Source organism: Collinsella sp. wc0529 (genome assembly GCF_046116875.1).
GTDB lineage: Bacteria > Actinomycetota > Coriobacteriia > Coriobacteriales > Coriobacteriaceae > Collinsella.
In genome coordinates, this window is record NZ_JBJXBO010000001.1 from 134,274 (window position 1) to 148,815 (window position 14,542).

Below are 14,542 nucleotides of genomic sequence, written 5' to 3' on the forward strand. Positions count from 1 at the left end.
GTTCCACAGCCGTAGATTAATCCTAGCCGCTACTCCATCATGTCGAGGACGGAGGGGCGCAGCTCGCTCTCGGCGGCCTCGGGATCGGTCTCGCGCAGACGGTTGATGTAGCGGTTGTACCACATCACGGCAAGGCCCAAGAAGACAACCACGCCGCCAACGTTGTAGACCAGCGTCAGCCACAGAGGCTGATCGAGCGGAATGGTGCCGCAGATAAGCACGAAGCAGAAGACCACAAGCAGGAATGCGGCAACGACCAGGCCAAAGCTGCGCGAACCCATGCGGAAGCCACGGGGAGCTGCGTCAAAGTTCTTGCGCAGCATAAAGTAGGCAAGCAAAATCAGCAGCGGTGGGAGCAGAGCGGTGGCAGCAGTCATGTTGGTGACGATCATGAGCAGGTCGTCGAGGTTACCGGAGCCCAGGGCCGGAATGATCAGGATGGGGACGACGATGGCGAACTGCAGCCAAGCAGCGCGGGCAGGAATGCCATGCTCGTTGAGCTCGACGATCTTGCTACCAAAGACGCCCTTGGGGATCTCGGTGAAGAAAACCTTGATGGGAGCAGAGGTCCACATCATGAGGGAGCCCAGCGTGGCGGCGAGAAGGATCAAGCCGATGGCGCGCGTAGACACTTCCATGGGAATGCCAAAGTGGGCAAAGACAGCGCCGAATACGTCGAAGATACCGGTGGAGATGGCAACGCCGCCCTCGGGGATGAACAGGTTAACCAGCAGCGAAGCGCCTGCATACAGAAGGCCGATGGTCAGGCCGGCGATAACGACGGTGCGCACGAAGGCCTTGACGCCACCCTTAAGGTCGTTAAGGAACACGCCGACAGACTCAGCGCCGCCAACGCCCTGGATGATCCAGGCAAGCGTACCGAAGAAGCCCCACGCAGTTGCGAAGTTGCTCATGTCGGGAGCCATGTTAGCGGGAGTAGGAGCCGTAGCGAACTCAACGCCGCCAAAGGCAGCAGCCAGGGACAGCAGGATGAACACGGCGGTCAGGCCGAGAGCCGCGGTCGAACCGAAGGAGGAAATGGAGCCAATCCACTTAGCGCCCTTGGTCGAAACCCACGTGGCAATAGCAAAGACGACGATCTCAATAATGGTGATCCACAGCTGCGAAAGCTCAGCATTGGCACCAAAGAACACGTAGCTCGCGTAGATGATGACATTGGGCAGGACGGACGCAAAGAAGAACAGGTTGACGAACCAGTAGCTAAACGCCGTCAGGAATGCCCAGCGGCCGCCCATCGAGGTCTTGACCCAGGCGTACACGCCCGACTCGGAGTCCTTGTTGAGGCCGACAAACTCGGCGGTAACCAGGGTATAGGGGACAAAGTACAAAAGCGTGGCGAAGAAGAACGACGGCGCGGCTGCCAAGCCGATAGCCGCGTTGTTGTTGATGATGTTCTTGATACCGAACACGGCGGCGACCGTCATGCCCAGCAGAGCGAACGAACCAATCGTTCCTCGTTTTTCAGAGCTCATAAGCCCTCCCAATCATCTATTAAATGTCATCTAAACCCGTCCGAGCTGCAAGTGCAAACACGGACGGTGCACCTGCTAAGGGGAATGGGGAAAAGGGAGTCAACAAAGCCATCCCCCTTAACGGCGCGAAGCAAACGTCCAGGCGGACGAATACTACTTGTTGGGGAAGGAATATCCTTCAACCGTCACGTGCAGCACCACGACGCGGGGATCCGCGGCATCAGCCACGACACGGTAGGCCTCGTCGATCTCGACGACAGCAACGCCGCCGGCGGGAATCGTCACAGTCTCCCCCGTACCCTCAAAGCGCTCGCGATCATCGATATCGCTGTAGGCGCGGGTGCAGGTGAGGCCTGCCTTGGGGGCAACCTCGACAGTCAGGTCGCCGTCGAGCGGGGCGAGCACGGCATGATAGCGACGGTGACCGACCAGATCGGCGGCAGCGGCCTCGTGGGCGTTCACCCACCAATACACCAACGAGTCGCCGATGGAGTACGCCACATCGTGCTGCAGTTCAGAAACGCCGTCGAGCGCCTGGCCGGTACGCATCCACTTCTTGACGGACTTCATCTGAGCATCGAAGTCGGCACGCGAGTTAAAGACATGCATGGCTTATGCCTCCTTAATGGGTGCCAGCGCCTGAGCCAGATCGGCAGACGTCAGCGGTCGCAGGGACACCTCAAAGCTGAAGCTCTCAAAACGGGTGCGGTAGGAATCGAGCACCTCGGAACCCCAAGAGTTCGAACCAAGGCCGAGCAGCTGGTCGTTGATGTTGACCGTGACCGTGTCGCCCTTGACAAGGTCGTAGACGTGCTTGGCGTTATCGATGGCCTCGCAGCTATAGGGCCATGCCGAGAACGAGAACGGGTTGGAGGCAGCGTCAACCGGACGGGTTACCAGCACGCCGTCACCGTGGCTGGAGCGCAGGGCAACCCAGCGGGTACCCTCGCGGTTGGCGCAGTCCTGAGGCATAACGTAGGGCGTGAACATGTCGTCGACCGTAGTGCGGTAATGACCGACCGGGTTGGCGCGCAGCGAGTCCGGATAGTTCTCGCCTGGGCCGTGGCCATACCACTCGACGGCACGATCGCAACCGGGGACCTCGAAGGAGATGCCGATGCGCGGAATAATGTCCGAGTAATCGCCGTAGGGCTCGCCGGAAACCTTGAGGTCGACACGACCGCTCGGAAGCACGGTGTAGACGAGCTCGACGCGCATGCCGAACGCGCGGACGGGAGGAGCGATACGCTGGCTCACGGTAACGACGACCGCATTGCCATCCTGCTTCCAAGAAACCTTGCGGGTAGACGTCTGCATCACATCGATGAAGTTGTCCTTCCACAGGGAGTCATACTCCTGAGCGTGGTTGTCGACGAGCGGATGCCAAAAACCAACCTGGGGACCAGAGGCCATGACGTCGCGGCCGGATGCCTTCCACTCGCTCACGGTACCGTTGACTTTGCTGAAGGCCAGCTCGCCGTTGAGGGAGTGAATGCGGATCTCCTGCTCGGTCTCCTCGACCGTAAGCTCAGGACGAGCGGGGGCGGCGATGGCCGGCGCCGGATGGTTGGCGATGGCAAACTGGCTAGCACCCAACTGGAACATCGGCTCGCACCAGACGTGAGCGGCCATGGTGTAGGCGCGCACGGTCAGCAGGGTCTCGCCTACCGCGGCCTCGTGAATCACTAGCGGAAGCTGGACGGACTCGCCGGGGGCAACCGCACCGGGCATGAGCGTCTTGCGGCAGACCACGTCGCCGTCCACCAGGGTCTCGGCCGACAGGCACACATCCTCGAGGGTGGTAAACCAACGCCTGTTAGTGACAGTCAGCTCGCCTGCCTCGGCGTCATAAGCCATGCGGACCGGGCAGATGACCTGGCCGTACTCGGTAAGGCCCGGGCTCGGCTGCTGCCAGGGGAACACCATGCCATCGATGCAGAAGTTGCTGTTGTTGGGGTAATCGCCGTTGTCGCCACCATACATATCGTAGGCAACGCCGTCCTCGGTCACAGCAGCCAAACCGTGGTCGCACCATTCCCAGATAAACTGGCCTTGGATGCAATCCCAGCGATCGAAGACCTCCTGGTACTCGGACAGGCCTCCGGGGCCATTGCCCATGGAGTGACCGTACTCGCAGTTGATGCGCGGCTTGGGGAACGGATGCTCGCCAAAGTCGTTCATCTGCGACACACGGGAGTACATGGTGGAAATGACGTCGACGGTATCGGCGTTGCGGTCCTCCTCGTAATGGACCGGGCGACCATCGAGCTCGTGAGCCTTGGCGTACATCGCGCGGATGTTGCAGCCATAGCCGCTCTCGTTGCCCATCGACCACATAATGATGCAGGCGTGGTTGCGCTCCTGCATCACCAGGCGCTCGATGCGGTCGACGTAGGCCGGCTCCCATGCCGGGTCGTCGGTGACCAGGGCGATATTGCCGATATTCTCGAAACCGTGGCTCTCCATGTCGGTCTCGGCGACCAGCATGATGCCATACTCATCGCACAGCTCGTAGAAGCGCGGGTCATTGGCATAGTGAGAGGTGCGCACCGCGTTGATGTTGTGCTGCTTCATGAGCTCCAGGTCGCGGCGCATGCGATCGAGGCCCACGGCGCGGCCCTTGTGATCGTCGTGATCGTGGCGGTTGACGCCATGCATCTTAAAGTAAGTGCCATTGAGGTAGATATGATTGCCCTCGACCGTCACCTCGGCAAGACCCTGGCGATGCGGAACGTACTCGCTGACCTCGTCACCGTCGTAGACCTCAAACGTAAGGTCATAGAGGAAGGGGTCCTCGGGGTTCCAGAAGTGGGCATCGGTCACGCTGCACTCGGCATGGCCGTCGATGCACTCACCCGTAGCCACCACGTTCTCGCCATCGCTGAGCGTATACACGACGCGGGTAGCGCCCTCGGCCACCGTATCGAGCGTAATCAGAGCGGTATCGCCCTCGCGGTGCGTGCGGAACCTAAAGTCGACCAGGTGCGCGGCGGGGCGCTGCATAAGGTACACATCGCGGAAGATGCCCGAGGCCCACCACATATCCTGGTCCTCGATGTAGCTACCATCGCTGTACTGCAGAACCTTGACCGCAAACAGGTTGTCGCCCTCGACGAGCGCATCGGTCACGTCGAACTCGGCGGACAGGCGCGAGCCCTTGGTCATGCCGATAAACTGGCCGTTGACGTACAGCTCGCCATAGCTCTCGATGCCGTCAAAGCGAATGATCTCGCGAGCGCCGGCGGGAACAGCGGGAAGGTTGACGATGCGCTGGTAGACGCCCGTGGGGTCATCGGAGGGAACATACGGCTGATCCACCGGGAACGGGAAGCCCTCGTCGGTATAGGCAAGGTTGCCGTAGCCATCTACCTGCCACAGGTGCGGAACTTCCACGTGATCCCACTCGGGCTCGTACGTGGAGAGCTCCTCGTTGGAGACGGCAGCGGGGCCCTCAAAGAGGCGGAACTGCCACGAGCCGGACAGCTGGACAAACCCGCGCGACAGCTCGCGGCTGTACGTTGCAGCGAGATCGGCGGTCTCGTAACCCATAAAGTACGCATGGGGTGCCAGGCGGTTCCTATGGGTGAGCGCTTGGTTTTCCCAATCGTTAATGGCGTCCATGGTGATGCTCCTTCGTCATCGTAGTGATTATTGTGCAACCGGTTGTCCTTATCTTACGGGCGATGCAAAAAGCTGTGCAACCGGTTGTCCGCTGAACGGTCGATTTGACCGGGTTAACGGTGCAACCGGTTGTACAACCGCGACACTTATGTCACCCTGAGTATCGAAACACAGCACAAGACATCGTTCTTAAGCTCGTAGGCAACCGCCACGCCCGCAGATATCTCCCCCCATACGAGGTGTATTCGATTGCGGCTTGGTTGCAAAACGACGCCGGTCACCGGATATCATGAACGCTGTTCAGACGCACTATAGTAAGCTGTATCCGCACCAGCCCGTATCAGTGACAACATCGACCGCATTTTCCAGGAGACGCCATGACCCAACCAGTTCGCACCGCACCTACGCTTGCCGAGGTTGCCGCAGCTGCCGGCGTGTCGCGCTCCACGGCATCGCGCGCTCTCAACGATTCGCCCCGCATTAGCGAGGAAACCAAAAAGCGCGTCCGCGCGGCGGCCAAGGAAGTCAATTTTGTCCCCAACGCTCGTGGCCGAGCGCTCGCTGTCGGGCGCACGGAAATCATCGCCGTGCTCGTGACCGAGCCCCTGAGTGAACTCTTCAGCGACCCCACCTATAGCGAGTTTTTGAGCGGCATTACCGAGGAACTGTCGGAGTCGTCCTATCTGCCCGTTATCTTGCAGGCGTCTTCTACGCATGAGCGCAACCGCGCACGCGAGCACTTTGAGCGCCGCTCGTTCGACGCCGTGATCGACGTCTCCCCCTACAAGGGCAGCGAGCTGCTCGAGGTGCTGCGTGAGCTGGGCGTACCTACCGTGTTGTGCGGCCAGCTCGAGGGCCACCCCTATCGCGATGTGTTCTCGACGGTCTACTCTGACGACGAAGAGGGCGGACGCTTTGCAGCGCTCGCTATGAAGGAGCGAGGGCGCAAAGATATCGTCGCCGTGTTGGGACCGCAAGACAACCCCGCCGTTGTCGACCGCCTGCGCGGCTACCGCGCCGTCTTGGGCGAAGACCTCCCAGACGCAAACGTTATCTATACCGGCTGGAACAACGGAGACGGCTATCAGGCCATGCACCAGATCCTCGCGCGCGAGATTGCTTTCGATGGCGTGCTCTGCGGATCGGACCGTATCGCGGCTGGCGTCATCACCGCACTCAACGAGGCAGGCCTATCCGTTCCGGCGGATATTTCTGTCGTCGGCTTCGACGATCACGAGATTGCGACGCGCTGCGTCCCCGCGCTCACGACCGTCCGCCAGCCCCTGCGCGAAGAAGGCCACATGGCCGCCAACATTGCGCTCGACATGATCAAGGGTGCCGAGCCCACCACCTCCGTGATGCACATGCAGCTGATCCAGAGAGACTCGCTATAAGAAATTGGGGCAGGCTTTCCGCCAGACAGTTGTTACGGAAAGCCTGCCCCGTTTTGAGTGCTCATTCTGGGGCACAGTTTCCGTTAGACAGTTTAACCGGAAACTGTGCCCCATTATTTTGCCGAATTCTGGGTCGCGCTTTCCCAGAGGACCCCCTTTGGGAAAGCGCGACCCGTTCTGGACCCAGATTCCGGGACGCACTTTCCGCGACGCCCGGTCACCCCATGTCCTCACAATCTCGGCGCATAAAAAACGAGGGAAGGCACACGTCCTTCCCTCGTTGCAAGCAATATGTAGCCGCTTGCCTACATCAGGCGCAGGCTGACGTCCTTGAGCTGGGCGCCGGAAACGGCACTCGGAGCACCCGACATAAGGTCGGAGCCGCTGGCCGTCTTGGGGAACGCCATGACGTCGCGGATGGAGTCGGAACCGGTGAGCAGCATGCACACGCGGTCCAGGCCCAGAGCAAAACCGCCCATCGGGGGCGCACCAAACTTGAGGGCCTCCATGAGGAAGCCGAACTGAGACTCGGCGCGCTCCTCGGTAAAGCCCAGGAGCTTGAGCATGGACATCTGCATCTCGGCGTTGTGGATACGCATACCGCCACCGCCGGCCTCAAAGCCGTCCATGACAAAGTCGTAGGTGCACGAACCGGCTGCCAGGGGATCGGCCTCGATCTTGGCGATGTCGGTCTCGGTCGGCAGGGTAAAGGGCTGGTGCTCGGCAGCATAGGCCTTGCGATCCTCGTCCCAATGGAACAGCGGGAAGTTGACGACCCACAGGAAGTCGTGACCCTCGCGCTTGATCTCAAGCGCATTGGCCATGTGCGAACGCATACCGCCCAGGATCTCATCAGAGAGCAGGCGCGGGCCGGCGGCGAACATCACAAGGTCGCCGGGCTCGACGTCCATGCGCTCGCGCAGAGCGGCCATCTCCTCGTCCGAGAAGAACTTGACGATGGGGCTGTTGATGGAGCCGTCCTCGCGGAAGGCGATCCATGCCAGGCCCTTGGCGCCAAACGTGGAGGCCACACCGGCAAGCTTATCGATCTTGGCACGTGCCCAGGCACCGGCACCCTTGGCGTTGATGGCCTTGACGACAGAGCCCTCCTCGTTTGCGGCGGTCGCAAAGACCTTGAACTTGGAGTTGGCAAAGATGTCGGTCAGGTCGACCAGGTGCATGCCATAGCGGGTATCGGGCTTGTCGGAGCCATAGGTGTCCATGGCCTCCCAGTAGTTCATGCGACGCAGCGGCGTGGGCATCTCGACACCCATGCGACCGAAGGCATCGGCAAGAACCTCCTCGAGCGCGCTCATGACATCGTTCTGGTCCACGAAGGACATCTCGATATCGACCTGGGTGAACTCGGGCTGACGGTCGGCGCGCAGATCCTCGTCGCGGAAGCACTTGGCAACCTGGTAGTAGCGCTCGACGCCACCGACCATGAGCAGCTGCTTCAGGAGTTGCGGGGACTGCGGCAGGGCGTAGAAGTTACCCGGCTGAATACGGCTGGGAACGATGAAGTCGCGAGCGCCCTCGGGCGTGGACTTAAACAGGGAGGGCGTCTCGACCTCCATGAACTCACGGTTGTGCAGCGCCTCGCGAATGGCAAAGGTGAAGTCGGAGCGCAGCTTGAGGTTGGCCATCATCTCGGGACGGCGGAGGTCCAGATAGCGATAGCGCAGGCGAGTGTCCTCGCTGGTCTCGATGCCGTCCTCGATCTGGAACGGCGGGGTGACGGACGTGTTGAGCACCTCGGCGTGGTCGGTCAGGACCTCGATCTCGCCGGTCGCGAGCTTGGTGTTGGTGGTCTCCTCGCCACGGGCGCGCACGACGCCGTGAATCTTGATGGGCCACTCGGGACGCATGGTCTCGGCGATCTTAAAGGCATCGCCATCGGAGTGCTCGGGGTCGAAGGTGAGCTGCGTAATGCCCTCGCGGTCGCGAAGGTCGCAGAAGATAAGGCCGCCGTGGTCGCGGCGACGGCTCACCCAACCGGTGAGGGTGACCTCTTCGCCCACGTTCTCGAAGCGAAGCTCGCCGCAGGTACGGGTGTGCATGGAATGCTCATCGATGGGACGGGTCTGGCTCATACCAGTGATCCTCCTTTATGGATCTGTGCCGCCCCGTGTCGTTCCGGGCGGCGTCGTACAGATTTGCCCAGCCTGCGTAAACCGCGCAGCCAGACATGGCGTTCTATCTTATCGCACCTGTGCCGATGTGCCGCGGAAAAGTAACTCTTGCCCAAAGACTTGACGGAGACGAAACAATTGATGCACCGCGGCACCCGCCCGCGCTCGTCACGTGCGACAATGTGCCCCAATACAACTGCACTCGGAAAGGCCCGCCATGACTGCACGCCTCATCGTTATGGATATCGACTCCACCCTCATCAACCAGGAGGTCATCGACCTGTTGGGCGAGGAGGCAGGCGTGGGCGGGCAAGTTGCGCAGATCACCGAGCGCGCTATGCGCGGCGAGCTGGACTTTAAGCAAGCGCTCGAGGAGCGCGTGGGGCTGCTCGCCGGCCTGGACGAGAGCGTGTTCGAGCGCACCTTTGAGCGTGTGACATTTACCCCCGGCGCGCTGGAGCTTGTGCGCTCGGCGCACAGCAAGGGCTGGAAGGTCGGCGTGGTGAGCGGCGGCTTCCACGAGGTCGCTGACAAGATCGTGGCTGCCGCGGGCATCGATTTTTGCCTGGCCAACCGCCTAGAGGTCGTGGATGGCAAGCTTACCGGTAAGTTGGCTGCCGACATTGTGACCAAGGAGTCCAAGCTCATCCAGCTGCTGGACTGGGCAGTTGAGTGCGACGTCGACATGGCCCACACGGTCGCTATTGGCGACGGGGCAAACGACATCCCCATGATCCAGGCCGCGGGCACGGGCATCGCGTTTTGCGCCAAGCCCAAGACGCGCGAGGCCGCCCCGTTTGCCATCGACGAGCGCAACTTGATGCTCGCCATGGACATCATCCTGCGCGACTAGTCAGTTTGCCTCACAACTTCATCTAATCTGACATGTCAGATTTCCGAACAATTATGCTCTAATGTTCGGAAACAACCCTTCGCGTGCTAAACTTTTCTGCGTCGAAGGGAACTTATATGGACAAACGAGATCTTGAGCAATTGCTAAGTGACGTGGCAGACGGAAGCATTATGCCGGCCGATGCCCTCACGCGCATCCAGACGGCGCCAACCGCCGATCTGGGTTTTGCGCAGCTCGATCTTTCACGCGGGGTACGCCAGGGAGCCGGCGAGGTTGTCTACGGTGCCGGTAAAACCGCCGAGCAGATTGCCGCCATTATCGAGGCGCTGCGCGATGCCGGCCAGGAGCGCATCCTGGTCACGCGCCTGGACAGCGAAAAAGCGGCCCGTACCTCGGAGCTCCTCGACAACGGCATCGACCTGGGATATGTTCCGGACGCACAGCTCGCCCTCGTGGGCGGCAAGCCCTCCCCTACCGGCAACGGACGCATCGTCGTCGCCTGCGCCGGCACAAGCGACCTGCCCGTCGCCGAAGAGGCGGCACTGACGGCCGAGTTCTATGGCAACGAGGTCGACCGCCTCTACGACGTAGGTGTCGCCGGCCTGCACCGCCTGCTCGCACATGCCGAGGAACTTGCCCGGGCGCAGGTGGTCATCGCCATCGCCGGCATGGAGGGCGCGTTGGCGAGCGTTATCGGCGGTCTGGTGAGCTGTCCGGTCATCGCCGTTCCCACCAGCGTGGGCTACGGCGCAAGTTTTGGTGGCGTAGCCGCACTGCTCGCCATGCTCAACTCCTGTGCCAGCGGCGTATCGGTCGTCAATATCGACAACGGCTTTGGCGCCGCCTACCAGGCAAGTCTTATCAATCATCTGAACGCCGGCACACCACGCGCCCGCTAAGGAGCATTCCATGTCCAATCATCAGCACACGCTTATCATCGACGGCACCTCGGGCATCAGCGGCGACATGACTGTCGCGGCCCTGCTCGACCTGGGCGCCAGCGAGGAGCACCTGCGCGAACAGCTCGCCACGCTGCCGGTCGACGGCTTTTCGATCGCCGTGGCGCGCGTAAACAAGCATGGCATCGACGCCTGCGATTTTGACGTCCAGCTTGCAGAGGAGCTCGAGAACCACGATCACGATATGGCCTGGCTCTACGGCAACGAAACAGTTGTCGAGCACACACACGAGCATGAGCACCACCATCATGACCATGACGAGCATGAGCACTGCCACGAGCATGACCATGAGGCCCATGGCCATGGCCACGAGGACCACCATCACGCCCATCACCATCACCACCGTTCTTTGGCGGACGTCACCGCCATCATCGACGGCTCGCAGCTAAGCGATGGCGCCAAGCGTCGCGCCCTTGCCATTTTTTCCGTACTCGCCGCTGCCGAGGCAAAGGCTCACGGCAAAACGCCCGAGACCGTCATGTTCCACGAGGTGGGCGCCGTCGACTCCATCGTCGACGTCTGCTCTGTCGCTATCTGCCTCGATGACCTGGGTATTGAGGACATCGTGGTCGAGTCGCTTTCCGAGGGCCACGGCACCATCCGCTGCGCCCACGGCCTTATGCCCATCCCGGTGCCCGCCGTCATCAACCTATGCCAGGCGGGCAATATCGCCCTCACGCCCGCACCGGTCGCCGGCGAGCTCGTGACGCCCACGGGCGCCGCCATCGTCGCCGCACTGCGCACGTCCGAGCACCTGCCGGCCCGCTACCGCATCAAAGCCGTCGGCTACGGCGCCGGTAAGCGCCCCTACGAGGGTTGCTCCGGTACGCTCCGCTGCCTGCTCGTTCACGCGGACGCATAACCATGGATGCCCGCAAAGAAAAAAGCCGCGCTGCCATCGTTGCGGCGTTCTCCGAGCTGCTACGCGAAGAGGACTACGGCAAGATTACCGTCGGCGACATCATCGCGCGCGCTCACGTAGGCCGCGCGACATTCTACGGCCTCTTCAAGAGCAAAGATGACCTGCTCGCTGAGCTCGTGTGCGATATCTGCACCCATGCCCTCGACGATGACGGTACGCCCCTCGACGACCCACTCGTACAGGTCGAGCATATCCTCAACAACCTCTGGGAGCGCCGCCAGGGCGTTCGAGCCCTCGTAGCCGGCGCCGGCTCACGCGTCTTCGCCGACTGTCTCCGCAAGACCATCATGTCGCGCGCAGCCGAGACCGTCCCCGCCGACCCCACAGGCCCCGCCGGCAGCATGGACCGCAGCTTCTTACTACACCACATAGCCTCAAGCTTCGTAGCCACCGTCCAATGGTGGGCCTGGCACAACTTCCAAGCAAACAAAGCCGACGTAGCCAAAGACTACCTCTCGGCCATAAAGCCTCTCTTCAGATAGACGCCTCCTCCCAAGACGTCATCCCTTCCCAAAGTATCGCCCTCATCTCAACGCCCTCAACAGCAACAAGCCCTTCCCATCCAAATTCAGATATATGTTGGGTTGCTTGTTCCAACGCGACTAAGATTCCGCAGCTGGCCGCATGGGGTAACTTCCCAGCGCATTCCGCAGGACGAAAGAACCCCCGCCGCACGAAGTGCGCAGCGGGGGTTCTTTCATGTCCGAGGACGCGCTGGGAAGTTACCCCATGCGGCCAGCGGACAACTATGTAGCCTTGGACTAGAACATGCCCAAGAAACCATGCACAAACAGTGCAGCCAGAGCGGCACCGATAAACGGAGCAATGCCAGGAACAAGCAGGCCGTACTTCCAGTTGTTGTCGGCCTTGTTCTTAATCGGCAGAACCTGATAGGCCATGCGAGGACCAAGGTCACGAGCCTGGTTCATGGCGAAGCCGGTGATGCCGCCCATGCCCATGCCAACGGCCCAAACGATCAGGCCGACGCAGATAGCGAGCATCAAAACGTTCTCGCCGGCGCGGCTAGCGGCAGCAAGGATGGCGCTGATGAACACAAAGGTGCAGATGGCCTCGCAGAAGAAGTTGCGGGCATAGTTCGTGCCCTCGGTGGTGGGGTTGGTCGAGAAGATGTTGCGCTGAGCAATGGGGTCGACGACGCCCTCGGAAGCCTTGAACTCATCGGCATACATCAGCCAAGCGATTACGGCGCCCACAAAGCCGCCGAGCATATCGGCAATCATGAAGGGGATGCAGCTGCTCCACGGCACCAGGCCTACGATGCACTGGGCAAGCACCATGGCGGGGTTCATGCACACGGCGCCGCCAAAGACAAACAGGCAGACCGAGATGCCAAAAGACCAAGTGGTGATGGCAAACATGTGGCCGGAACCCTGATACTTGGTGCCCTTGAGCACGGTATCGCAGTGCACGCCCACGCCAAAGATGATCATGAGGGCCGTTGCGCCGAATTCGCAGAGGAGTTTGGTAAGCATAAAACCTTATCTTTCTTGTCGGTTATAAACGATTCGTTTGAGCCGCGCACTAGTGCTGAGCGACAACAACGCCCAGGCCATCGGGAATGACGGCCACCTTGGCATCGGCACCCTTCATCTCAAAGGCGAGCTTGAGCGCCTCATCGAGGGTGTTGACCGGCGTCATGTGCATATCCTTGATCATCTGGTGATCGCACAGGTCGGTGACCATGATCACAGGGTGATGCGCCAGGATGCGGGCGAAAATCTGGCTCGTCCACTGGTCGGGCAGGGTCTCGTCCTTAGGACGATCGATGCAAGCGCGCTCAAACTCCGCCGGATCGTTGTCGGCGATGTTGTGATAGAAGCCCTCGCCACCGTGACCGTCGGCACAGCCGGCGACGTCGATGATCACGCCGCCCTCGGGAAGCGTAGCCTCGGCAGAGCACATGCCCTTCACGGCCTGGTAGATGTTCTGGTCGAGCGGGTAGCCACCGTTGGTGGTGATGGCAATCTCGCACTCGACGGGATCAACGCCGGCAAGGCACTTCACGAACTCGCAGCCAGCCTCGTGCGCCTTGTGGATATCGCCGGCAAAGGAGCCGATGACCTCGTGCTTGCCGTTGAGCACCACGTTAAGCACAAAGGCAAGGTGAGCCATCTCGGCGGCGGCAAACATGTCCTCGCTCACGTGGTTGTGGCACAGGTTGCCGGCACGCGAATGAGAATCGTTCACAAACTGGCCGTTGTGGTTGTACATGATGGTCTTGTAGCTGGCGATGCCAGGCAGGACGGACTTGCGGCTACCAGAGAAACCAGCAAAGAAGTGCGGCTCAATAAAGCCCTCGGCAAGCAGCAGATCGCAATCGACGGCAATCTTGTTGATGATGCACTCGCCACCAGAAGGCAGGGTGCCGATCTTTTTCATCATGCTGTCGTCAGTCGCGACATGCATAACGATTTCCTCGTTGGCAACGATTTCCTCGCCGTACTTGTTGACGAGCTCCTCGTGCGTCGACGGACGATGCATACCTGTAGCAACCAGAATACGCACGCGAGCCTCGGGTGCAGCAGAATGGATGTGATGCAGCAGAATCGGCATCGTCACACGCGAGGGAACGGGGCGCGTATGGTCGGAGCTAATGATGACAATATCCTTCTTGCCAGCGCAAAGCTCCTCGAGCGAAGGCGAGCCATAAGGGTTGGTAAGCGACTCCTCTACCAGCTCTTCCTGCGATTTCGTGGTCTTAAACTCGTTTTGATGACCCTCCATCACACCAGCGAAGTTCTTATCCTCGAGCTCTAGATGCAACGTCTTGTGGTCAAACGGTAGTTCACATTCAAACAATGATGAGCGCCCTCTTCCTTTCAACTGACACACTAGATAAACCGTTGGAAGGATACGCCGCTCACCGAAAAACACCACCGTCCACCGACTCATTAACACAACGTTCATATTTGTCCCACAACAAAGCTGCCGCGATCCCAAACGGGACCGCGGCAGCTACAGTCGCAAGGCGAGAAGCGCCACATGCATCTCAATCCCGATCGATAAGACGCGAGGCGCGAAGCGCGCCGTTCTTCTCCTCAACTTTAATCCCCGAAGACCGAGGACGAAGGGACCCGATGGGTTTCCCTCTGAATGCATTCCGCAGCACGAAGCCCCCTTATCCGCAGCTCCGAAGGAGCAGGATAA

At 60.6% G+C, this 14,542-nt stretch carries 11 protein-coding genes; 5 read left to right on the plus strand and 6 right to left on the minus strand.

Annotated features, from left to right (window positions below; translation table 11 throughout):
- Positions 1 to 29 precede the first annotated feature (29 nt).
- From ACKUTP_RS00555 to ACKUTP_RS00565, 3 genes are all read right to left on the minus strand, one after another.
- Positions 30 to 1,493 (minus strand): amino acid permease, encoded by a 1,464-nt coding sequence (locus ACKUTP_RS00555; RefSeq protein ID WP_238022490.1) that lies wholly within the window; start codon positions 1,491 to 1,493, stop codon positions 30 to 32.
- Positions 1,494 to 1,646: 153 nt separating this feature from the next.
- Positions 1,647 to 2,102, minus strand: coding sequence for a hypothetical protein (locus ACKUTP_RS00560; RefSeq protein ID WP_409063288.1), 456 nt, complete (start codon positions 2,100 to 2,102; stop codon positions 1,647 to 1,649).
- A gap of 3 nt (positions 2,103 to 2,105) precedes the next feature.
- Positions 2,106 to 5,114, minus strand: coding sequence for a glycoside hydrolase family 2 TIM barrel-domain containing protein (locus ACKUTP_RS00565; protein WP_409063289.1), 3,009 nt, complete (start codon positions 5,112 to 5,114; stop codon positions 2,106 to 2,108).
- Positions 5,115 to 5,491: 377 nt separating this feature from the next.
- Here ACKUTP_RS00565 and ACKUTP_RS00570 point away from each other — a divergent pair, with 377 nt between their 5' ends.
- Positions 5,492 to 6,508 carry a LacI family DNA-binding transcriptional regulator gene (locus tag ACKUTP_RS00570; protein ID WP_409063290.1) on the plus strand — a complete coding sequence of 339 codons (1,017 nt, stop codon included), beginning with the start codon at positions 5,492 to 5,494 and terminating at the stop codon, positions 6,506 to 6,508.
- A 305-nt stretch (positions 6,509 to 6,813) separates the two neighbouring features.
- Here the strand turns inward: ACKUTP_RS00570 and aspS are convergent, their stop codons facing one another.
- On the minus strand, positions 6,814 to 8,601 hold the full coding sequence (gene aspS / locus ACKUTP_RS00575) for an aspartate--tRNA ligase (protein ID WP_117583379.1): 1,788 nt from the start codon (positions 8,599 to 8,601) through the stop codon (positions 6,814 to 6,816).
- Between the two features lie 256 nt (positions 8,602 to 8,857).
- Here aspS and serB point away from each other — a divergent pair, with 256 nt between their 5' ends.
- From serB to ACKUTP_RS00595, 4 genes are all read left to right on the plus strand, one after another.
- A complete protein-coding gene (serB, locus tag ACKUTP_RS00580) occupies positions 8,858 to 9,493 on the plus strand; it encodes a phosphoserine phosphatase SerB (protein WP_409063291.1) in 636 nt (211 codons plus the stop codon).
- Between the two features lie 116 nt (positions 9,494 to 9,609).
- Entirely contained in the window at positions 9,610 to 10,392 is a 783-nt protein-coding gene (gene larB / locus ACKUTP_RS00585; RefSeq protein WP_409063292.1) for a nickel pincer cofactor biosynthesis protein LarB, read from the plus strand.
- 10 nt (positions 10,393 to 10,402) lie between these two features.
- Positions 10,403 to 11,314, plus strand: a complete 912-nt coding sequence (locus tag ACKUTP_RS00590) for a LarC family nickel insertion protein (RefSeq protein ID WP_409063293.1) — start codon at positions 10,403 to 10,405, stop codon at positions 11,312 to 11,314.
- Between the two features lie 2 nt (positions 11,315 to 11,316).
- Positions 11,317 to 11,856 (plus strand): TetR/AcrR family transcriptional regulator, encoded by a 540-nt coding sequence (locus tag ACKUTP_RS00595; RefSeq protein WP_409063294.1) that lies wholly within the window; start codon positions 11,317 to 11,319, stop codon positions 11,854 to 11,856.
- A 279-nt stretch (positions 11,857 to 12,135) separates the two neighbouring features.
- Here the strand turns inward: ACKUTP_RS00595 and larD are convergent, their stop codons facing one another.
- Both larD and larA read right to left on the minus strand, forming a co-directional pair.
- Positions 12,136 to 12,867, minus strand: a complete 732-nt coding sequence (larD, locus tag ACKUTP_RS00600) for a D/L-lactic acid transporter LarD (RefSeq protein WP_117640038.1) — start codon at positions 12,865 to 12,867, stop codon at positions 12,136 to 12,138.
- A gap of 49 nt (positions 12,868 to 12,916) precedes the next feature.
- Positions 12,917 to 14,194, minus strand: a complete 1,278-nt coding sequence (gene larA / locus ACKUTP_RS00605) for a nickel-dependent lactate racemase (protein ID WP_409063295.1) — start codon at positions 14,192 to 14,194, stop codon at positions 12,917 to 12,919.
- Between the last annotated feature and the right edge of the window lie 348 nt (positions 14,195 to 14,542).